Origin of the sequence: Mycolicibacter heraklionensis (assembly GCF_019645815.1) — a bacterium.
In the GTDB taxonomy this organism is placed as follows: Bacteria; Actinomycetota; Actinomycetes; order Mycobacteriales; family Mycobacteriaceae; genus Mycobacterium; species Mycobacterium heraklionense.
The window spans coordinates 2,656,183-2,678,391 of the sequence record NZ_CP080997.1; the positions used below are offsets into that span (position 1 = coordinate 2,656,183).

The 22,209-nt window shown below is 68.0% G+C and carries 16 protein-coding genes; 6 read left to right on the top strand and 10 right to left on the bottom strand.

The features are described 5' to 3' along the window. Nucleotides 1-2: 2 nt before the first annotated feature. From K3U94_RS12460 to mutA, 7 genes are all read right to left on the bottom strand, one after another. Nucleotides 3-5,330, bottom strand: coding sequence for a type I polyketide synthase (locus tag K3U94_RS12460; protein WP_220693921.1), 5,328 nt, complete (start codon nt 5,328-5,330; stop codon nt 3-5). 40 nt (nt 5,331-5,370) lie between these two features. Beyond that, complete coding sequence (locus tag K3U94_RS12465; protein WP_047317961.1) at nt 5,371-7,128, bottom strand: AMP-binding protein; 1,758 nt, start codon at nt 7,126-7,128, stop codon at nt 5,371-5,373. Between the two features lie 566 nt (nt 7,129-7,694). Next, on the bottom strand, nt 7,695-8,411 hold the full coding sequence (locus K3U94_RS12470) for a thioesterase II family protein (RefSeq protein WP_047317962.1): 717 nt from the start codon (nt 8,409-8,411) through the stop codon (nt 7,695-7,697). Nucleotides 8,412-8,449: 38 nt separating this feature from the next. Continuing rightward, entirely contained in the window at nt 8,450-9,715 is a 1,266-nt protein-coding gene (gene lipL, locus K3U94_RS12475; RefSeq protein ID WP_047317963.1) for an esterase/beta-lactamase LipL, read from the bottom strand. Between the two features lie 60 nt (nt 9,716-9,775). Continuing rightward, nucleotides 9,776-10,765, bottom strand: a complete 990-nt coding sequence (gene meaB, locus K3U94_RS12480; RefSeq protein ID WP_220693922.1) for a methylmalonyl Co-A mutase-associated GTPase MeaB — start codon at nt 10,763-10,765, stop codon at nt 9,776-9,778. Further along, nucleotides 10,766-13,063, bottom strand: coding sequence for a methylmalonyl-CoA mutase (gene scpA / locus K3U94_RS12485; protein WP_220693923.1), 2,298 nt, complete (start codon nt 13,061-13,063; stop codon nt 10,766-10,768). It abuts the gene before it with no gap. A gap of 5 nt (nt 13,064-13,068) precedes the next feature. Then, nucleotides 13,069-14,976: a methylmalonyl-CoA mutase small subunit gene (mutA, locus tag K3U94_RS12490; RefSeq protein WP_220693924.1), complete on the bottom strand. Its 1,908-nt coding sequence runs from the start codon at nt 14,974-14,976 to the stop codon at nt 13,069-13,071. Between the two features lie 168 nt (nt 14,977-15,144). On the opposite strand from mutA, the gene K3U94_RS12495 reads away from it, so the two are divergent. The 6 genes from K3U94_RS12495 to K3U94_RS12520 all read left to right on the top strand — a co-directional run bounded on the left by K3U94_RS12495 (nt 15,145) and on the right by K3U94_RS12520 (nt 20,155). Continuing rightward, entirely contained in the window at nt 15,145-15,906 is a 762-nt protein-coding gene (locus tag K3U94_RS12495) for a TVP38/TMEM64 family protein (protein WP_220693925.1), read from the top strand. 81 nt (nt 15,907-15,987) lie between these two features. Beyond that, nucleotides 15,988-16,287, top strand: coding sequence for a FeoA family protein (locus K3U94_RS12500; RefSeq protein ID WP_220693926.1), 300 nt, complete (start codon nt 15,988-15,990; stop codon nt 16,285-16,287). Continuing rightward, nucleotides 16,284-18,197: a ferrous iron transporter B gene (gene feoB / locus K3U94_RS12505; protein WP_220693927.1), complete on the top strand. Its 1,914-nt coding sequence runs from the start codon at nt 16,284-16,286 to the stop codon at nt 18,195-18,197. Before K3U94_RS12500 ends, feoB begins: the two co-directional genes overlap by 4 nt. Next, nucleotides 18,194-18,760, top strand: coding sequence for a NifU family protein (locus K3U94_RS12510; RefSeq protein WP_220693928.1), 567 nt, complete (start codon nt 18,194-18,196; stop codon nt 18,758-18,760). The genes feoB and K3U94_RS12510 overlap by 4 nt, the downstream gene beginning before the upstream one ends. Nucleotides 18,761-18,790: 30 nt before the next feature. Next, a complete protein-coding gene (locus K3U94_RS12515) occupies nt 18,791-19,261 on the top strand; it encodes a nitroreductase family deazaflavin-dependent oxidoreductase (RefSeq protein ID WP_220693929.1) in 471 nt (156 codons plus the stop codon). Nucleotides 19,262-19,474: 213 nt separating this feature from the next. Then, nucleotides 19,475-20,155, top strand: coding sequence for an MIP/aquaporin family protein (locus tag K3U94_RS12520; RefSeq protein WP_047317970.1), 681 nt, complete (start codon nt 19,475-19,477; stop codon nt 20,153-20,155). Nucleotides 20,156-20,177: 22 nt separating this feature from the next. Here K3U94_RS12520 and K3U94_RS12525 read toward each other — a convergent pair whose 3' ends face one another. From K3U94_RS12525 to K3U94_RS12535, 3 genes are read right to left on the bottom strand one after another with little or no spacing between them, the layout of a single operon-like run. Further along, nucleotides 20,178-20,561: a DoxX family protein gene (locus K3U94_RS12525; RefSeq protein ID WP_220693930.1), complete on the bottom strand. Its 384-nt coding sequence runs from the start codon at nt 20,559-20,561 to the stop codon at nt 20,178-20,180. Beyond that, nucleotides 20,558-21,706 carry an SPFH domain-containing protein gene (locus tag K3U94_RS12530; RefSeq protein WP_047317972.1) on the bottom strand — a complete coding sequence of 383 codons (1,149 nt, stop codon included), beginning with the start codon at nt 21,704-21,706 and terminating at the stop codon, nt 20,558-20,560. Before K3U94_RS12530 ends, K3U94_RS12525 begins: the two co-directional genes overlap by 4 nt. A gap of 14 nt (nt 21,707-21,720) precedes the next feature. Further along, on the bottom strand, nt 21,721-22,155 hold the full coding sequence (locus tag K3U94_RS12535; RefSeq protein ID WP_047317973.1) for an NfeD family protein: 435 nt from the start codon (nt 22,153-22,155) through the stop codon (nt 21,721-21,723). Nucleotides 22,156-22,209: the final 54 nt, after the last annotated feature.

The following is a 22,209-nucleotide window of genomic DNA, read 5'->3' on the forward strand; positions in this document are numbered from 1 at the left end:
CACTAGATCCCGTCCCATCCGGCCGGAGCCGATTCCACGCTGTCGAACAGCTCATTCAAAACACTGTCGGCCGACTCAGGCAGCTCACCGGTGGTGGCCGCCGCGTCGCCGCCGACATCGTCCTGCGGCAGCAGCTTGCCGGTCAGGTGCGCCGCCAGTGCCGCAGTCGTCGGGTGGTTCCACAGCATGGTGGCCGACAGCTCCATGCCGACCAGCGCTTCGATGTCGCGCCGGACCGCCATCGCCATCACGGAGTTCAGACCGAGTTCGGCGAACGGCCGGTCCAGCTGTAGTTCCGCCTCCGACATGCGAAGCTCACGCGCGAGAATGCTGCGCAACCCGACTTCCAGCTCGCTCAGTATCTCATCGGCGGGCAGCTGCGCCCAGTCGCGAGCCGGTCCTGCGTCGCCGGCATCGGCGGCCACCGCGCCCGAGGACGGCAACGGCACCATCACGGCCTGCGCGACGTCATAGTGCTCCACGTGGTCCCAGGCGGCGAAGGCTTCCGCCGGGGTGATGGGCCGCGAGCCCATCCGCTCGAGTTCGTGCAGCACGACATGTGCCTCGGCCCCGAAGCCCAGGCCCTTCCACGCCACCCAGTCCAGGCTGACGCTGTGGCAGCCCAGCTGGTGGCGGGCACGGGCCAAGCCGTCCAGGTAGGCGTTCGCGCTCGCGTAGGCACCCTGGCCAGGAACCCCGAACACCGCCCCGGCGGCTGCGGTCATGAAGAAGAAGTCCAGGCTTCCGGGCGGGAAGAGCTCGTTGAGTACCTGGGCACCTGCGACCTTGGGCCACAGTGTGTCGCGGAGCCGCTCGGCGTCGACCTCGGTGAGCAGTTGGCCCTCGGTGATACCGGCGGCGTGGATGATGCCGCGGATCGGCGGCGCGCCGGCGGCGTCGCGCCGGGCCAACAGGTCGGCCACCGCAGGCCGGGACCCGACGTCGAGAGCGGCCACGTCAACAGTGACGCCGCGCCGCTCCAAGGCCCGAATGGCGGCGATCTTGTTCCGAACGCCGGCCTCGATCTCCTCGGAGTCCCAGTCGCGCCGGGGCGGCAGGGCGCTGCGGCCGGCCAAGACCAGGCGCCGGGCACCGCGGTCGGCCAGCCATCCGGCCATCAGCAGGCCGAGCGCTCCCATGCCGCCGGTGATGAGGTAGGCGCCGTCGGGCTGGCACACCATCGGCTCGCGCTGCGGCGGACCGGAGATCGGCGTGAACGCCGGTGTCAAGAACTGCCCGTCCCGCCACACCAGGATGGACTTGGCCGGCGTGCGCAGGACGCCGGACAGCGCCGCAGCGCATGCGGCTGCATCGGCGGTGTCATCGCTGGGCAGGTCCACCAGCCCACCGCATAGCTGCGGTTGCTCGGCCCGGATCACGCCCGCCAGACCCCACAGGCAGCTTTGCCGCACCGCAGCGGCGGAGGCGGCCTCGTGGACGCCGTGGGTGATGATCCACAGGGCCGGCGGGTGAGCGTCGCGGTCGGCCAGTGTGGCCACCAGGTCGGCCACCTCGCCGGTCAGCCGAGCCGTGCAGTCCAGGTCGGACTCGCCTGCGGGGCCGGGGTCGGCGACGTAGACGACGTTCTGCGCCTCGGTGATCCCGACACCGTGGTGACCGAGCGCGCTCAGTCTGTCGCGCAGACGGTCGGCGGCAGCACCGCCACCGACCACCGTCAGGCTTCCCGGCTGGCCCGGGGCTTGCAGTTCGGCATCCCACGGCTGCCAGTCGATCGCGTGGGCAATCGAGCTCGGGTCGTCGGCCGAGGTGGCCGAGCCCAGCGCCGTGTAGCGCAGCCCGCGGATGTCGACACACCGGGCGCCGTCGGCCGTGGTCACGGCGATGTCGACGATGAGTTCGCCGTCGCCGCCGTCGCGCCGGTGCACAGTGACGCGGGCCCGGCCGTCGGCGGGCGCGTCTCCGAAACGGACATCGTCGACCGCCGCCGGCACCATCAGCTCCGGGTTGGCGTTGTCGACCAGGCGGGCAACGTGCAGCGCGGCGTCGAGCAGCGCGGCCGTGCCGGACTGGGCGGATGCGACGTCGGCACGCAATTCCGTCGCGCCGGCCCGGCCCGATGTCAGCGACCACTCGAATGGGCGGCCCTCACTGCCCCAGGTGAGCCACAGCGCGGTCACCGCGTCGTCATCGAAGGAGGTTCCGCCGGGGTCATTGGTAAGTGTGGAATCAGCAGCGGGCCAACCGGATTCGTTGAGTGGCGTGATCCGGGCGCTGAGGTGTTTGACCCAGCGGGCGGCCGGGTCGTCGGTCACCGATTTCGACGACACCGTCACCGAGTCGGCGTCGGCGACCACCTGGATGGTCCGCGGCCGGTCAACGATGATCGGGTGTTCGAAACGGATGTCGCTGACCGCCGAATGCCCGCTGACCTCGAGCGCGGCGTCCGACAGGGTTTGCAGCAGCACCGACGCCGGGACCAGCTCCACCCCGTTGTTGCGGTGGCTGCCGGGGTAAGGCTTGGTCTCCGGCGACAGCCGGGCTTGCCACAGGTGGAGGGCCGGTGTACTGCCGACCTTGATGTGGGTGCCCAGCAGCAGGCCCGGTCGGGGCGCGGATTCTGCTGCGGTGATGGAACTTTCGACCATAAGCCAGTGGTGGGTGTGTCGCCACGGGGTGGTCGGCAGTACCGGGTAGGGCCCCGACGGGTGCGGCAGCTCACGAGGGCTCACCGGATGCGCACCGTTGAGATGCTGGTGGAAGGCGACGGTGTCATCACCGTCGCGCACCAAAGTGGCGACGCTGCAGTGCGGCACCCCTTCCAGGATCTCGTCGATGGTGTGGGTCAGGATCGGGTGCGGGCTGATCTCGATGAATGTGCCGTACTTGTCGCCTGCGGCGGCAACCGCCTGGTTCACCCGGGCCGGCTGGCGCACATTGTCGGCCCAGTAGCCGGCGTCGAGCACCGGCGTGGGCCCGAGCGGATCCACCACGGTGGACAGGAACGGGATTTGTGGCATTTGGGGGGTGAGGTCGGCCAGTTCGGCGCGCAGTTCATCAAGGATCGGATCCATGAACGCGGTATGGGAGGCCACTTCCATGTTCACCCGCCGGGCAAACCGCTCACTCGCAGCCACCGCAGCGATCACCGCATCCACATCCGCCGGCGCACCCGCCACCACCGTCTGCCGCGGCGACAAATACCCCGCCACCTCAACACCGGGATACCCCGCCAACAACTCCTGCGTCGCCGCGGCATCCAACTCCAACAACGCCACCGCACCCTGACCGGCCTGGCGCGACATCAACGCCGACCGCACCCCGATCACCTGCAAACCCTGCTCCAAAGTCAGCGCCCCGGCCACCACCGCCGCAGACACCTCCCCCATCGAATGCCCAATCACCGCATCCGGAACCACCCCATAAGAACGCCACAACGCCGCCAACGCCAACTGCAACCCCATGATCACCGGCTGCACCTGCGCATCACCGGAAATCTCACGACCCTGCTCAATCACCTCACGCAGCGAAAAACCCACCTGCCGAACAAAAACCGGCTCCAACTCATCAACAGCCGCAGCAAACACCGGCTCATCGGCCAACAACCGACGACCCATCCCCACCCAATGCGAACCCTGACCCGAAAACACAAAGACAGTGCCTGGACCGGGCAGCACCGCAGCGGGTTCCACCACGCCTGGTGCGGATTCACCGGCGGCCAGTGCCGTGAGCCCCGCAAGGGCCTGCTCGCGATCGCGGGCGGCGACGGTGGCGAACTTCTGATGGCGGGTGCGGTGATGGTTGAGCGCATGGGCGATGTCGGGCAGCGCGACGTCGGCGCCGTCGGTGGCCATCCACTGTGCGAGCACCCCGGCGGTGGCCGCGATGCGCTCCGGCGACTTCCCCGACACCACCAACGTGCTCACCGGCACCGCCGGAGCCGCCGCAGCAACCTCAGCATCTGGGGCCTGCTCCACGATCACATGCGCATTAGTGCCCGACACCCCAAACGAGGACACCCCCGCCCGACGCGGACGCGACACCGCCGGCCAATCCATCGCCCGAGCTGCCACCACAAAGTTCCAGGCCCCGACACCGGCGTTGGGTGTCAACTGGGAGAAGTTCAGATGCCGCGGGATGAAACCCTGCTGCACCGACAACACCGTCTTGATGAACCCGGCAACACCCGACGCAGACTCCAGATGCCCCAAATTGGTCTTCACCGACCCCAACACCAACGGCGCCGAGGAACCCCGCTCACCAAACACCGCCGACAAGGCATCCAACTCAATCGGATCACCCAACGCCGTCCCGGTGCCATGCGCCTCGACATAGTCAATATCGGCCGGCTCCAACCGCGCCGACGCCAACGCCGCCCGCACCACCTTCTGCTGCGCCGGACCCGACGGCACCGTCTGACCCGACGACGGCCCATCCTGATTCACCGCCGAACCCCGCACCACCGCCAAAACCCGGTCACCATCACGCTGCGCATCCGAGAGCCGCTTGAGCACCACCACCCCAGCGCCCTCAGAACGCACATAACCATCAGCGGCGGCATCAAAGGTCTTGCACTGCCCATCCGGGGCCAACATCCCCCACCGCGAGGTCGCAATGCTGTTCTGCGGGGTCAACATCAAATTCACCCCGGCAGCCAACGCCTGATCCGACTCCCGACGCCGCAAACTCGCACACGCCAAATGAATCGTCACCAACGACGACGAACACGCCGTATCCACCATCATCGCCGGACCATGCACACCCAAGAAATACGACAACCGCCCCGCCGCAAAATTCGGCGCATTACCGAAGGGGGCATAGGGATCGATTTCTTCGGCGCGGATATTGCCGACGATATTGAGTGCGTAGTCGTTGGTGGTCATGCCCACGAATACGCCGGTCTGAGTGCCCCGGATCGCCTCCTTGGTGATCCCGGCATGCTCCAACGCCTCCCAGGCCACCTCCATCAACAACCGCTGCTGAGGATCCATCGCATCAGCCTCACGCGGCGAATAGCCGAAGAACTCCGCGTCAAACTCCGCCGGCTGCCACGACGTCAAAAACCCGCCCTCACGAGAACAAATCGTCCCCGGCACCGAATGATCCGACGAAAACAACGCATCGGCATCCCAACGATCCGCCGGAACCCGAACAATCCCCGAACCCTCATCACACAACAACCGCCACAACGCGGCCGGACCATCCACCCCACCAGGCAGACGACACCCCACACCCACCACCGCGATCGGCTCAGTATCCCCCGCCTCAGCAACCGCCAACCGCGCCGTCAAATCATCAATCTTGCGCAGCGCCTCAGCAACAATCGCCCGACGATCCGGCCCCCCGACCGGCGCAGCACTCTTCTCGCTCAACTCAACCTCCCCGAGAGCCGCGCGAGCAGCTCGTCATCTGTCATACAGACCGAGCAGTAGCATCCAGTCGGTCGAACCCATCACGCTGGTAGATCTCTACGCAGCTGGAGCGGCGGATCTTGCCGCTGGTAGTGATCGGGATGGCACCCGGAGACACCAGGACCAGGTCGCCGCTCACCAGGCCGTGCGCCTTGGACAGCGCGGCCGTCACCTTGCGACGTACCTCGGTCAGCCTGTCCAGGATCTCCTCATCGGAACCCCCCTTGTTTTTGAACTCCGCGATCGTAACAAGCTGCTCGGACTGGCTGTTCGGGATGGAGACCGCGGCGACACGCCCACCGGTGATCTCCTGAACGGTGGCCTCGATGTCGTCCGGGTAGTGGTTACGCCCGTCGACGATCAGCAGGTCCTTGATCCGGCCGACGATGTAGAGCTCGCCACCGGAGATGACACCGAGGTCGCCGGTCATGAGCCAGGGCCCCTGCGGCGTCCCCGGCGTCGGGTCGACGAGCTTGCCGCCGAAGGTAGCCTCGGTGGCCTGCTGGTTGTGCCAGTAGCCCGCCGCGACGTTGGGGCCGTGCGTCCAGATCTCGCCGACTTTGCCTTCCGGGTTTTCGGTCTGGGTTTCGGGGTCCACGATACGCACGGTGCAGGCTCGGGGCACACCGCAGCTGACCAGCTCGACGCCACCCTCGGCACCACTCGGCTCGGCCGTACCGGCGGCCAGCTTGGTGTAGTCGAACCGCGCGGTCGGCGGCGGGGTGCCGGGTGTGTTCGACGTCAAGTAAACGCTGGCCTCGGCCAGCCCGTAGCCGGGGCGCAGGGCTGCCGGGTTCACGTCGAACTTCCTGAATCGGTCGACGAAGCGTCGCAGCGTCGCGGCGTGGATCCGCTCCGCACCGAGACAGAAGGTGTGCACGTTGGCCAAGGTGAGCCCGGCCATGTCCTCGTCGGAGGTCCGCCGCACGGCCAGCTCGTAGGCGAAGTTCGGCCCACCGGTGAAACCGATGGGAGCCTTGGCGAGCTCTTGCATCCAGCGGGCAGGCTTCGCCAGGAACGCCATCGGGCTCATGTGCACCGTGGGCACGCCCAGGACCAGAGGGTAGATGACGGTGCCGAGCAGGCCCAGGTCGTGGTAGAAGGGCATCCACGACACCAGGTTGAGCCCTTCCGGCGCATTTCCGCCGGTCAGCGCGAAGGTGTCGTCAGCCATCTGCCGCATGTTCGACACGGCGTTGGTGTGGGTGACCATGACGCCGGCCGGGGTCCGGGTCGAACCGGACGTGTACTGCAGGAAGGCGACCTTGGTCTGGGCGGTCGCGTTGGGTGCCGCCAACGGCTCGGAGTCCAGATCCAGGGCGTCGACCTCGATCACCACCGGCGCCTTGCCGCCCAGTCCCTTGATCGAGCTGGCGATGTCACCGACGGCCGCGGAGGTCGTCAGGATTGCGGCCGGAGAGCTGTCCCGTAGTGCCGCCGACACGCGCTCGTCGTGCACACCGAACATCGGCACTGGCAGCGGGACGGCAATCATGCCCGCCTCCAGAGCTCCGTAGAACCCGACGATGTACTCCAGGCTCTGCGGGGCCAGGATGGCCACCCGGTCTCCCGGAGAGGCGCAGGTCGCCAACTCTGCCGCCACTACCCGCACGCGGTTGCGCAGCTGCGACCAGGTCACGGTCTCGCGGTAGCCGGCGGGGTCGACGTCGTAGTCGATGAAGGTGTAGGCAGGCTCGTCCGGCTTGTCCCGTTCCAGGTTCGCCAACAGGGTCGGGATGTGCGTTTCAGTTACCGACATTGCGTTGTCTTCTCCTTATGCTGTCAGGTCCGTGGACCTCACCTGCTGAGTACTTCGGCCCCGTCGAGAGTCGTTGCACTTGCTGTTCGAGCTGACGGTTTCGCTGCGCAAGGTCCCTGCACAGCGGAGGTATGCAATTGGATTAGCGACATTTGGGATGGATCCCCCCGCGGGATGAGATCTGGCGGGCATCCCTAGCGGAGTTGCTCAGCTGGATACGTCAGCCTCAGCGCAGGTCGGTTGCTCGCCGTGCCGGGTGGAGACGGGGGCGGGGAGCTCCGAGCGCCGAGATCGCCCGGCCGACACGGCCGGTGCGGATGATTCGACCAACGACACGGGTACCCCTTCTGGATGTTTGGAACCTGCGCTAAAACTCCTTGGACCCCGACATCCCAGGCGTTTCCCTCCCGCGGAGGCTACCACGGACGCGCTGCTGACAGGCAATTTATGGCCCGCGTACAGCGCAAACGCAGCAGATCCGCCATAGTAGCGGAGAAGTCATTTGCGCGCATCACGAGTAACTTCGGCACCAAGTGCCTATTCACATTCCGGGCCGGGCTGGACGGTCAGCCCTGGCAGTACTGCGCGATCTTCTTTTCGATATCGCCGACCAGTTCCGGCAGGTGTTCGGTGAGGTAGAAGTGGTGACCGGGTGCGGTGAACACCCGCGCGCTGAATTCGGCGGTGGTGCGCTCCGCCCAGGGCCCCACCTTTTCTTCGGTGGCGACGTCATCTTCGTCACCATGGAACGCAAAGATCGGACAGGACACCTTTGCCTCGGGCGGGCAGTCATAGTTCGCGATGGCTTTCAGGCCGCGCAGGGTCGGGAGAATCTTGGCCGCGAACTCCTCGTTCTCCAAGAATTCGGGATTGACTCCCGTCATGGTGCTGACGGCCTCCAGCAGGCCGCGGTCGGACTCGGGGATGTTGTCGTAGCCGGCTCGTCCCGGTGCGCCGGCCGCGGACACGAACAGCGCGGCGATCCGGTGGCCGTCGGCCTCGAATCGGCGCGCCACTTCGAACGCCAACAGCGCACCCATGCTGTGTCCGAAGAAGACGACCGGCCCGTCGGACGGGGCCGGCGGCGCGACTGTCTTGCAGACCTGGTCGGCGAGGTCTTCGATGCTGGTGAAGGCGCCGAGGTCGTGGGTTCCGCCCTTGCCCGGGTACTGAACTCCGATGCGCTTGACATCAGTGGTGAAGGTCTTGGAGAACGGAACGTAGTACTGCGGCGATCCGCCGGCATGCGGGAAGATGTAGAGCTTCGGCGTACGGTCAGTCACTCGGCAACCCTACCGGCGGCACCGGGACCCACGGACCACTAGCCGGTCGCGGCATCCGAAGTTGCGAACGGCTCCCCCAGCTGCGGGATCGGGGTGTAGCCGTGCCGGCGTCCCTGCGCGACGCCCCGGCGGATCAGCGCGGCCGTTCCGACGAAACCGGCGTGGTCGAGCGCCACGAACGGGGTCAGCAGCCGGTTGTGCACGAAGCCGATCGCCAGCCCGGAGGCCGGATCCGCCCAGCCCATGGAACCGCCCAGTCCGACGTGACCGAATCCGGGCAGCACCGGCCCGAACGGGATCGCGTGATAGCCCAGGTGGAACGCCAACGGAACCCCGATGGTGCGGTCCAGCTCGATGGTCCGCGGGCCGGTCAGGCCCGCCACCAGCCGGCGCGACAGGAGTTGGGTGCCGTCGATCTGCCCGCCGTTGGCCAGTGCGCCGTAGAGGCGGGCCAGCCCGCGGGCGGTGGCCACCCCGTTGAGGGCGGCGGCCTCGGTGTCCAGGAAGGGGATGCCGCCGCGGACGGTGTCCATCACCCCGGGGAAGTAGAAGGCGCCCAGGCCCCCGTACCTCAGCGTCGCGGCAGCCCGGGGCGCCAGCAGGTCCACGATCGCGTTCCGTCGGCTGCGCTGGGGCATGATGATCTCCGCGGCGACGGTGGGCGCGTCGGCGGGCGGCCGGCCCAGGTGCAGTCCGTCGATACCCAGCGGCCCGGCCAGCTCGGTGCGGAACAGCTCACGCATGCCGACACCGGTGACGGCCCGGGCCAGCCCGGACACCAGCCAGCCGTAGGTCAGCGCGTGATAGGCGGGTTTGCCGCGTTCGGGTCCCGGCGCCGCGGCGGCCATCCGGGCTTCCATCGTCACATGGTCCAGCAGGTCTGACCTGCCGGCACCGTTGAGGTGGGTCAGCCCCGCCCGGTGGCCCAACAGCTGGCGGACGGTGATCGCGCCTTTGCCGTTCGCACCGAACTCCGGCCAGTACTGCGCCACCGGCACGTCGTAGTCGATCAGTCCCCGGTCGACCAGGCGGTGGATGACCGTGGAGGCCGCACCCTTGGTCGCCGAGAACACCATCGCGCCGGTGTCGGCCGACCACGGCACCTGTCCCGCCCGGTCCGACCACCCGGTCCACACGTCCACGACGGGCTGTCCGTCGAGGTAGATCGCCAGCGCCCCGCCACCGAAGCGGCGGCCCGGGAACATCGCGGCGAAGGCGCGCACAGCGCAGGCGAAGTTCGGGTCGGCCGCGCCGTGCACGTTCGCCGGAAGTCCTGACCGGCGAACGTTGAGATGCTGTGTCATGGTTGGGAATCTACCGCGCCGGCCGTCGGACGTAAGTCGGATTACCGCACGCGCGTGCCACTAATCCCAGATGGCTCCGAGGATTCGCTGGGCGGCCAGCGCGGGGGTCAGTTCTCCGCGCAGTACCTGCTGCTCCACCTCGGCGCGTACTTCACGCACCGCCGGGGACGACAGCGCGCGTTCGAGCACCGCGTCGCGCACCAGCTGGCGGGTCCAGTCCACCTGCTGCGCCCGGCGGCGGGCGTCGAACTCGCCGGCGTCGATCAGCGTCTGCCGATGCCGCTCCACGGTGTCCCAGAATTCCGACAGCCCGGTGCCCTCGATCGCACTCATCGTCAAAACCGGTGGACGCCAAAGAGTTTCACGGGGGTAGATGAGTCGGATCGCGGCCGACAACTCCCGGGCGGCCATCCGCGCCTCGGCCAGGTGCTTGCCGTCGGCCTTGTTGACCACCACGATGTCGGCCAGTTCCAGCACACCCTTTTTGATGCCCTGCAACTGGTCGCCGGTGCGGGCCAGCGTCAAGAACACGAAGGTGTCGACCATGTTGGCGACCGTGACCTCGGACTGGCCGACGCCGACGGTTTCGATGAGGATCACGTCGAAACCGGCGGCCTCCAACAGCACCACCGTCTCGCGGGTGGCCTTGGCGACGCCGCCCAGGGTGCCCGACGTCGGCGACGGCCGGATGTAGGCGCGTTCGTGCGCTCCCAACCGCTGCATCCGGGTCTTGTCCCCCAGGATCGACCCACCGGTGCGCGTCGACGACGGGTCCACGGCCAATACCGCCACCCGGTGGCCTTGCTCGATCAGGTACATGCCGAGCGCTTCGATGGTGGTCGACTTGCCCACGCCGGGAACGCCGGTGATGCCCACTCGCCGGGCCCCGCCGGCGTCCGGCAGCAAGGCCAGCAGTAGTTCCTGCGCCTGCTGCCGGTGGTCGGCGCGGGTGGACTCGACCAGGGTGATAGCCCGGGGCAGCACGGAGCGGTCGCCGGAGCGCACCGCCGCCGCCAACTCGGCAACGGTGTCAGACACGTTGTCGGCCATCTATTTCTGGTCTGCGGCCGGTTCTGCCTGGTCGGCGAGCTCGTAGCCTCGCCGGGAGGCGAGGGTCTTCAGCAGATCCACCGCGGCGTCGGCGATCACGGTGCCGGGCGGGAAGATCGCGGTCGCCCCGGCGGCATAGAGCTCGTCGAAGTCGCCGGGCGGGATGACTCCCCCGACCACGATCATGATGTCGGGCCGGCCCACCTGCGCCAGCGCGTCGCGCAGCGCCGGTACCAGTGTCAGGTGCCCGGCGGCCAGCGACGACACCCCGACCACGTGCACGTCGTTGTCGGCAGCCTGGCGCGCCACCTCGTCGGGGGTGGAGAACAGGGCGCCGACGTCCACGTCGAAGCCGATGTCGGCGAACGCGGTGGCGATCACCTTCTGGCCGCGGTCGTGCCCATCCTGGCCCATCTTGGCCACCAGGATGCGGGGCCGGCGACCGTCGGCCTCGGCGAACTTCTCCACCAGGGCGGTTGCGCTAGCGATGTTGCTGCCCTTCCCGACTTCATCACGGTAGACGCCAGAGATCGTACGGATCTCGGCCTGATGGCGACCGTAGACCTTCTCCAGTGCATCGGAGATCTCGCCGAGGGTGGCCTTGGCCCGGGCGGCGTCGATAGCCAAAGCCAGCAGGTTGTTACCCAGCCCATCCTCCCCGGCCGGTCCAGTCGCGCCAGCCGCCCGGGTCAGCTCGGCCAGCGCGGCCTGGCAGGCCGCCTCGTCGCGCTCGGCGCGCAACTGCTGGAGTTTGGCCAGCTGTTCGGCGCGCACCCGGCTGTTCTCGACCTTGAGCACCTCGATCTCTTGGTCTTCGGCGACCTGGTACTTGTTGACGCCGATCAGCGGCTGACGCCCGGAGTCGATCCGGGCCTGAGTGCGCGCGGCGGCCTCCTCGATGCGCAGCTTCGGAATCCCGTCACTGATGGCCTGGGCCATACCGCCGTGCGCCTCGACCTCCTCAATGTGCGCTCGGGCCCGCTGCGCCAACTGATGGGTCAGCCACTCCACGTAATAGGAGCCGCCCCACGGGTCGATGGGCCGGGTGGTACCCGACTCCTGCTGCAGCAACAGCTGGGTGTTGCGGGCGATGCGGGCGGAGAAGTCGGTGGGCAGCGCCAGCGCCTCGTCGAGGGCGTTGGTGTGCAACGACTGGGTGTGGCCCTGGGTCGCGGCCATTGCCTCGATGCAGGTACGGGCAACGTTGTTGAAGACGTCCTGGGCGGTCAGCGACCATCCCGAGGTCTGCGAATGTGTCCTCAGGGACAGCGATTTCGCGCTCTTCGGGTTGAACCGCGCGACCAGCTCACTCCACAGCAGCCGGCCCGCGCGCAGCTTGGCGACCTCCATGAAGAAGTTCATCCCGATACCCCAGAAGAACGACAGCCGGGGCGCGAACTTGTCGATGTCCAGACCGGCGTCCAGGCCGGCCTTGATGTAGTCCACCCCGTCGGCCAGGGTGTAGGCCAACTCGAGATCCGCTGTGGCACCGGCCTCTTGGATGTGGTAGCCCGAAATCGAGATCGAGTTGAACTTCGGCATCTTCGCGCTGGTGTAGCCGAAGATGTCGGAGATGATCCGCATCGACGGCTTCGGCGGGTAGATGTAGGTGTTGCGCACCATGAACTCTTTGAGGATGTCGTTCTGGATGGTGCCGGCCAGTTTCTCCGGCGGTACCCCCTGCTCCTCGGCGGCCACCACGTACAGCGCCAGGATCGGCAGCACGGCACCGTTCATGGTCATCGAGACGCTGACCGCGCTCAGGTCGATCCCGTCGAACAGTTGGCGCATGTCCAGGATGGAGTCGATTGCCACCCCGGCCATCCCGACGTCACCCTGCACTCGGGGATGGTCGGAGTCGTAGCCGCGGTGGGTGGCCAGGTCGAACGCCACCGACAGACCCTTCTGACCGGCCGCGAGGTTGCGGCGGTAGAACGCGTTGGAGTCCGCCGCGGTCGAGAACCCGGCGTATTGGCGGATCGTCCACGGCTGGTTGACATACATCGTCGGGTAGGGCCCGCGCACGAACGGCGCTTCACCGGGGAAACTGTCCAGCGGGTAACCCTCGGCGACCGCGGTGGAACGGTCGGCGGCGGTGTACACCGGCTTGACCACAATCCCTTCCGGGGTGTGCCATTCCAGCTGCTCGGGTGTGTAGCCGTGCGCGGCCGCCGCGGCGGCGACGTGCTCGGCGACCGCGCGCGCAGAGACTTCAGCGACCGGCGCCGTGCCCTGTTCACCGTGCAGCGCTACCTCGGCGAAGCTGCCGAGCGTGCCGTGTGAGGTGCTCGTGGTCATGGCTCTCAGGCCCCCAATTGAGTCAGTAAGTCCGACAACGCCTGCACCGCATCGATTTTCATGGTCAGGTAGTCGTCGGGCTTCGGATCGGTGTCGGAGTTGCCGGCTAATGCCTTGGCCGGCCCCGCCAGGTAGACCCGGTCGACTCCGGCGGTACGAGCCGCCCCGATGACCGCGGCTGCTTCGGCCCCGTAGCGGGCATCGCTGCCGCACAGCACCGCCACGTCGGGTGAGCCGGCCTCCGCGACAGCCGTGGCCACCCGCTCGGCGTCCACCGTGCCCGGGTTGATCACCGCGATGCCACCGGAGGCCAGCAGGTTGGCGGCGAAGGTGGTCCGAATGTTGTGTTCGGCCATCGGCCCCAGCGGCAGCAGTAGCACCTGCGGCCGCGCACCGGTGCGCGCCAGGTAGGCGTCGGAGCGGTCACGCAACGCCTCGAACTGCGCCGCATAGCGCCGAACGCCGGCCGGGGCCTTCTGCGTCGCAGACGGCGGCAGGGGCGGCTCATCGAGGTTCGGGTACTCGTTGACCCCGGTGATCGCGCTGCGCCGGTGTGCGATGTCGTCAGCCCGGGCGGCGGCAACCTCGGCGATCCGCTCACCGATGTGCTCGCGGGCGGCGGTGAATCCGCCGAGTGCCTCGATCTCCTGGAACTGCCGCCACGCCTGCTGCGCCAACTGTTCGGTGAGGTCTTCGACGAACCATGACCCGCCGGCCGGGTCCAGCACCTGGCCCAAGTGCGACTCCTCGAGCAGCAGCAGTTGGGTGTTGCGCGCGATCCGCCGCGAGAACGTTGCCGAGGTGCCGGGCTGTCCGCCCGGAATCACCGTGTCGAACGGCCACACCAGCACGGTGTCCGCCCCGCCGACACCCGCGCCGAAGGCGGCCAGGGTGGTGCGCAGCATGTTCACCCATGGGTCACGCTGCGTCATCATCGCGCACGATGTCTCAGCGTGGACGATGGCGGCGCCCGCTTCCGGCGCCCCGGCCACCTCGGTGACCCGCGCCCAGAGTCGGCGCGCCGCGCGAATCTTGGCGATCGTGATGAATTGGTCGTCGTCGGCGGCGATCCGGAAGCTGATCTGGCGGGCGGCGTCGGCGATCGACAGGCCGGCGTCGGTGAGCAGGCGCAGGTAGGTCACGGCCGCGGCCAGCCCGGCCGCCAGTTCCCCGGTCGCACCGGCGCCCAGGTTGTGCAGGGCCGGGCCGTTGACGGCGATCGCGCGCACCCCCGGCTGCCCGACGGCCCGCGACGCCACCGCGATCACTTCGTCGACCGCCGGCGCCGCGCGATCCACCAGCGGCGCGGTCAACGGGTCGGCGCCCAGATCGACCGACAGGTTGGCGCGGTTGTCCGGGTCAAGCGCGTCGACCAACGCCAGCATGGTCTCGGCGGCGGCGCTGTAGTCGCCGGCTCCCGCCCCGTCCAGGAGCACCGGAACCAGGTCCAGGTAGACGTCGTCGAATACTCGCCGCAGCTCGGCGGCCGGCACGCCCGCATCGCCGACCTTCAGGGTCAGTGCGCTGACCCCGTCGGTCAGGGCGCTCAGGACGGCGCCGTTGGTGTCGGCCGCCGATGCCGAACCGTCAGCGGGGAAGACCTCGGCGACCTTCCATCCGGTGTTGACGTCACGCCGGGCGTCGGCACCGCGCACGTAGGGCCAGTCACCCGGTAACGGCGGCTCCGGCAGCGCATCGAACGCGGTGTAGAGCGCACGGATGGCGAATCCGCCCTGCCCGGCCAACCCCTCCACTGGAGTGTCCAACAGGCGCTCGGGCTCACCGCTGGTCTCGGCGTCGATATCGGCCGGCTCGCGGCGCGCGCTCTTGGCCAGCACCCCGGCCACGGCGGCACGCCAGCGGGCACGGGCCTGCTCCATGCCGGCGGGTTCGGCGGACACGTCGATTGACACCGGCGACTCCTGTGGTTACTCGCGAGTAGCTGTTGAATCGCTACCCGACATGTGTCAACCAGGCTAAATGATGCCGATCGGGCGAGCCGGGTGAGGTGTACCGAGCGAAGAAACTCCGTCTGAGCGACGCGAAGAGTTCACCCCCGGCCCGTAGTCTTGGATGCCGTGATGCCCGCCGCGACCCGAGTCCCGCAAGCGCTGCGCGGCGCCTGGTCGGCCTTCATCGCCACCGCGCGCCAGGTCGCGCTGCGGCGGCTGGCATTGACGACGGCAGCAATCCTCACCCTGGTCGCGGTTGCGCTGCTGGTCCCGGTGCCCACCGCTGTGCAGGTGCGGGACTGGGCGCAGACGTTGGGGCCGTGGTTTCCGTTGGCGTTTCTGGTCGCGCACACCGTTGTCACGGTGTTCCCGTTCCCGCGGACCGCATTCACGCTGGCCGCCGGTCTGCTGTTCGGCCCGTGGCTGGGCGTGGTGCTGGCCGTGGTGGCCAGCGCGCTGAGCGCTGTGGGCGTGCTGGTTCTGATGCGGGTGTTCGGTTGGCAGTTGAGCCGGGTGGTGCGTCATCCGCGGCTCGACTCACTGGACGCCCGGCTTCGCCGACGTGGCTGGCCGGCGGTGGTGTCACTGCGGTTGATTCCGGCGATCCCGTTCTCGGTGATCAACTACGCGGCCGGGGCCTCGGCGGTGCGGCTGGCGCCCTACACGGTGGCCACCCTGGTCGGGTTGCTGCCGGGTACCGCCGCGGTGGTGGTGCTCGGCGACGCCCTGACCGGTGAGGTGAGCCCGCTGCTGTTCGCGGTGTCGGCGTGCACCGCCGCAGTCGGGGTGGCGCTGCTGGTCTACGAGGTGCGCTCGCACCGTGCGCACCGCCCCGCGGCCGGTCCCGAAGCCCACGAGCTCGACCCGGCCGACGCGGTGACCGTCAGCTGACCGCGGCGAATCGTCCGATGACGTAACCGGACAATCAGGCGTACCTTGCAACAGTAAGCCGATCTAACGTTAGGGCGTCTGATGCGCAGGTGGCGGCGGCGGTCGTCGCAGGGAACCGAATCGGCGACCGTGCTCGCCGACTTGGCTCCGGGCCAGCAGGCCACCATCACCGGTGCCGCGCCGCATGCCTCGCAGGCGGTGGCAAACCGGCTGCGCCAGCTCGGATTCCGCCCGGACGCCCGCGTTGATGTGATCCGCCGGGCACCGCTGGGCGATCCCACCATCTACCGCGTGCAAGACACCGAACTGTGTCTGCGGCGCCGCGAAGCCCAGCTGATCGAGATCGACCCGAAAATCGATGCCTCCGGCGGCCGGCGATGACCGACTGCCACGACGGCATGGCCACTACCGTCGACGTGACGCACGCACGGCGGATAGCCCTGGTCGGCAGCCCGAACGCCGGCAAAACCAGCCTGTTCAATCACCTGACCGGGCTGCGCGCCAAGACCGGCAACTATCCGGGCGTCACGGTAGGGCGCAGTGTCGGGGTGGTGACCGTCGGTGATGTCGACGTGGCGGTCGAAGACTTGCCCGGCACGTACAGCCTGGACCCGATCAGTCCGGACGAACAGGTTGTCGCCGACGTGTTGGGCGGCGGGATCAACGGGATCGGCCGGCCCGACGCGATCGTGTTGGTCGCCGACGCCACGACGCTGCGCCGCTCGATCACCTTGGTGGGCCAGGTGCTGCGTCTGGACCTTCCCACCGTGCTGGTGCTCACCATGACCGACGAATTGCGTTCGCGCCGAGGTGGAATCGCTATGGACGCTCTCGCCACCGCGTTGGGGGTGCCGGTCGTTGCCGTTATCGCCAACCGCGGTTCCGGCATCGAGGGCCTACGCGCACTGCTGGGAACCAGTGACACCTGGCCGCGGCCTGCGGTACTGCCGCCGCCGGAGGCCGAGGCACTCGACGCCTGGGGCGCCTCGGTGCTGACCGCCGCTGAATACGTTGCCCCGCATCGGGATCAGCGGACCGCCCGGATCGACGGATTGGTACTGCACCCGCTATGGGGCATCGTCATCTTCTTCGCGGTCATGTTCGCGTTCTTCCAGGTCATCTTCACCCTCGCTGCCCCGCTGCAGGACCGGATCGCCGCGGGACTCGACTGGCTGGGATCGCAGGTCAACAGCCACCTCGGCGGCACGGTGCTCGGTGGCGTGATCGGCGATGGTGTGATCGGCGGTGTCGGCACCGTCTTGCAGTTCATTCCGCAGATTGTGTTGCTGTTCTTGCTGATTGCACTGCTGGAAAACATCGGCTACATGTCGCGTGCCGCGTTCCTGATGGATCGTGTCATGGCCAGAACCGGGCTGGAGGGTCGCGCGTTCGTGGCCATGCTTTCCTCGTTCGCCTGCGCGGTCCCCGGGATCATGGCGACACGGACACTGCCGTCATCGCGTGACCGGATCGCCACCATCATCAGTGCGCCGTTGATGACGTGCTCCGCGCGGCTGCCGGTCTACACCCTGCTCGTCGGGCTCCTGGTGGCACCGCAGACGCGTTGGTGGGGCTTCAGCGCGCAGGGTGTGACCATGTTCCTGCTGTACCTGGGCGGTGGTACCTCGGCGCTGCTGGCCGCGTCGGTGTTCAAGTCGACGATTCTGCGCAGCGACCTGCTGCCGTTCACCATGGAACTGCCGCCGTATCGCTTTCCGTCTCCCACCGCCGTTCTCATCGCGATGTGGAATGCGGCGAAGATCTTCTTGCGCAAGGCCGGAACCGTCATCTTGGCCACATCGCTGGTGCTGTGGGTGTTGATGAATCTGCCCACCCGCGGCGCCGAGACGGCAGCGCTGCCGCCACCCGATGCCGCCGCCTACGTGCTGGACCACAGCTACGCCGCCGGCGTCGGCAGGGCGATCGAGCCGGTTTTCGCACCTCTGGGCTTCGACTGGCGCACCGACATCGCGCTGGTCGGGTCGCTGGCGGCGCGGGAGGTGTTCGTGTCCACGCTCGGCCAGGTGTCGGCGGCGACCAACCCCACCGCCCCGCACCAGGCGCTGGTGTCGATGACCGACGACAACGGCCAGCGGGTGTTCACCGCGCCGACGGTCATCGCCCTGATGGTGTACTTCATGTTCGCGCTTCAGTGCATGTCCACCGTCGCGGTGATGCGCCGGGAGACCAATTCCTGGCGATGGCCTGGCTTCGCTTTTGGCTACATGTTCGTTCTGGCGTGGGTGATGGCATTCGTCGCCCGGTCGATCGCGTCGGGCTTGGGCGCATGATCCCCATGCATGCGGTGGCGACCGGGGACCTGCAGCGGGTGCGCTGGGTGGTCGTCCACGACCGCATGCCCGCCCGCGGGCGGGTTCGATTCGCGCCGGGCCGGCTGGGTCAGTTGCAGGCCGACGGCGTGATCGACGAGTTGACCGTCGGCGGCGCCGACATCACGATCACGCTGAGCGCCCAGCAGAGTTGGCGGGCCCGTGGTGAGGAGATCCGCGTCGCACTCGACGAAGCTCTTCGGGAGCCGGCGGGCTGGCGAGTGGAGCCGTCCGAGCGCACCAGCGAGATAGCGCGGGCGGCCGAGGAACTGCTCAGTGGGCCGATCGGCGAACTCGCCGCGTCGCACGGGGGGGCGATCGAGCTTGTCGGTGTGACCGGTGACCAGGTGCGGGTGCGGACGTCCGGAGCCTGCCACGGTTGCCCCGCGTCGGCATCGACGCTTCACGACAGACTGCAATGCGAGCTGCGCCGACGGTTCGGGGACGAAGTCATGGTGTCGGCGGAGAGCGCATCGGCCGCCAGTTCGATGGGCAAGAAGCTGTTGAAGTTGCTCGTCCGCTGAGGGCACCGGGCCCGTATTAGTCTGCTGAGTATGTCCGGGATGGCCTACGCCGCCAATCGACTGTTGCGGACCCGCTGGCTGGTACGCGCCCCGATCTGGCTGTACCGGGCACGACTCGGCGGGCTGCTCGGCGGGCGGATGCTGATGCTCGAACACATCGGACGCACGAGCGGCGCGCGACGCCATGTCGTTCTGGAGGTCATCGACCATCGCAGCGCCGACAGCTATGTGGTGGCCTCCGGTTTCGGTGATCGGGCCCAATGGTTTCGCAATATCACCGCAAACCCCCGGGTGCGGGTCTACGCCGGAAGCCGCGCCCCGGCGCCGGCCACCGCCCGGGTGCTCGAGCAGTCCGAAGCCGACCGAGTGCTCGCCGACTACATCCAACGTCACCCCCGCAGCTGGGAGCAGTTCCGCGCGGTGCTCGAGCAGACCCTGGGCGCGCCGGTGACCCCGACGGACACGGCACTGCCGATGGTCGAATTACGCCTGAGGTCCTAGCCTTCGCCTTCCCAGCCGGCGAACCCGTCGTGGATGCGGTGGCCGCGCGCTGGCAAACAACACAAAGTCCTCGTCAATCCAGCAACAATTCGGTGTATAGGCGTCCATAAATAGCGAGCCGAAGACCCGTCCCCCGTTAAAGTCTTCCTTAGTGCCATGTGCTGGCACAGCACAAATTGGACAGGTGCTCGACGGATTGAAGGGACCGGATCAATGGCTGATCGGAACGCCGCGGTGCGCAAATATTTGACCGAAATGATCGGCACGTTCGTTTTCATGTTCGCTGTGCTCGGCATCGTCTTGTCCGGCACCGAATGCGTCGCCGCCACCGCGCTGGGCATCGGCTCGGTGCTGATGGTGATGGTGTACGCCAGTGGGCACATCTCGGGCGGCCACCTGAACCCGGCCGTCTCAGTGGCCGCGTATTTGCGGGGTGCACTGCCATTGGGTGATCTGGGGCCCTACATCGTTGCGCAGTTGGTCGGTGCGCTCGCAGCGTTCGGGGTGGGATTCGGGTTGTGGCACGACAAGTACGCCAGCGGCACTCTTGATCTGACCGGCACCGTCTGGCCGGCATTCTTGGCCGAATTGGTATTCACATTCGCGCTGTGCTACGTCGTTTTGCACACCGCGACGAGCAAAGACAGCGCCGGCAACAGCTTCTACGGTCTGGCGATCGGATTCGTGGTGACCGTCGGCGTGGTGGCGGTCGGCGCCATCTCGGGCGGCGCGTTCAACCCGGCCATCACCTTCGGCCTGATGCTGTCGGGGATCTTCGCCTGGAAGTTCCTCTGGGTGTACCTGATCGCCCAGCTGCTCGGCGCGGTCGTGGCTGCCTACGCCTACAAGGCGACCACCCTCGACGAGCACACGACCGCCTCCCGCAGAGGGTAGAAAACCCCCAAATAACCCGAAGCTACGACTCCAGGGCCCGTACCCCGCCCCCGGCGGTGTGCGGGCCCTGGACCGTCATCGCGGCGAACACCAGCAGCAGCACCACCGCGGGCACGATGTTGGCGACCCGGTTGCGCACCCGCAGGTGGATGCCCAGCGCCCCGGCGAAATACAACGTCAACAACCCGGTGGTGACCCGGGCGACACCCGGAAAGCGGAACACCGATGCCAGTCCCAGGGCGGTGGCGGCCTTGGCCACCGGGACCGCCCAGCGGAACTCCTCGGGAATCCGCATGGCATCCATGTTCTTGGCGACGTAGGGCACCGGGATCGCCGACGCCACGGCGTCACCCGCCAGAAACGCAGCCAGCGCCGCGTAGGTCGGCCGTGCCGTCAGCGCACTCACGCCAGTCCGGGGTCGAGCTGCGGTGGCAGCACCCCGCCCTCGACCGGCTTGCGGGCATCCGCCTCGGCTTTGGCGACCGCCTGCGCGATCGCCGGATCGGTCTTGGTGGTGAACCAGTCGGCGACCTCGTCACTGTCGTCCGCCGACTGAGCCGGGTGATCATCGACGGGCGAGGGTTGGTAGCGGAAGACGCCGTCCTCGCCGGGAGCACCCAGCAGCTTGGTGAACCCTTGCAGGGCGGTACCGAAATCACTGGGCACCACCCACACCTTGTTGGCCCCACCGCGCGCCATCTCCGGCAACACCTGCAGATACTGGTAAGCCAACAACTCAGGCGTGGGCCGGCCGGCCTTGATCGCCGCGAAAGTCTTCTCAATCGCCTTGGCCTGCCCCTGCGCCTGCAGGTACGCGGCGGCCCGCTCACCCTGGGCCCGCAGCATCCGGGACTGCCGTTCGCCCTCCGCGGCCAGGATCGCCGCCTGCTTGGCTCCCTCGGCGGTCAGGATCTCGGCCTGCTTCTCCCCCTCGGCCTGCTTGATCGCGGCCTCGCGCTGGCCCTCGGCGGTCAGGATCATGGCCCGCTTCTCCCGGTCCGCCTTCATCTGCTTCTCCATCGACGCCTGGATCGACGGCGGCGGATCGATGCTGCGCAGCTCCACCCGGGCCACCCGCAGACCCCAGCGCCCGGTCGCCTCGTCGAGCACACCGCGCAGCTGGCTGTTGATCACCTCACGGGAGGTCAACGTCTGCTCCAGCGTCATGCCGCCGACCACGTTACGCAGCGTGGTGGTGGTCAGCTGCTCCACACCGACGATGTAGTTGCTGATCTCATAAACCGCGGCTTTGGGGTTGGTGACCTGGAAGTAGACGACGGTGTCGATGTTGAGGGTCAGGTTGTCCTCGGTGATCACCGGCTGCGGGGGGAACGACACCACCCGCTCACGTAGGTCGATGCGGGCCCGCACCCGGTCGATGAAGGGGACCAGCAGGGTCAGCTGACCACTGACGGTGCGGCTGTAGCGGCCGAGTCGCTCGATCACCGCCGCCTCGGCCTGCGGGATCAGCGCGACCGACTTGGCGACCACGATCACCGCGAACACCACCAGCACGGCCAGCAATAACAGCCCGGTTGTGACGCCTTCCATGACGATTCCTTTCTTTACAGGATCTTGCCGACCACCGCGGTAGCGCCGTCGATGTGCATCACGGTGACCTGCTCACCCGGTTCGAAGACGTCGCCGTCGGTGAGCGGGCGGGCGGTCCACACCTCGCCGTTCAGCTTCACCCGGCCGCCATGCTGTTCGACGCGGTCGAGCACCAGGGCGGTCTTGCCCTGCAGTGCCAGCACCCCCGTTTCGGCGCCCGTCCCTGCCCACAGCCGGCGGCGCAGCGCGGGGCGTACCAGTGCCAGCAGCAGCACCGACACCACCAGGAAGACCGCACCGTCCGTCCAGAGCGGCCAGTTGGTCAGGGAGCTGGCGGCCGCCGCCGACAGCGCACCACCGGAGAGCATCAGCAGGAACATGTCGCCGGTGAGGGCCTCGGCTCCTGCGAGCCCGAGTGCGAAGACCAACCAGATCAGGGCAGTCGGCATGCGGCCAGGATAGCCCGAGAACCGCCTGAACCTGTGCGGTCCGGCAGCGACAGC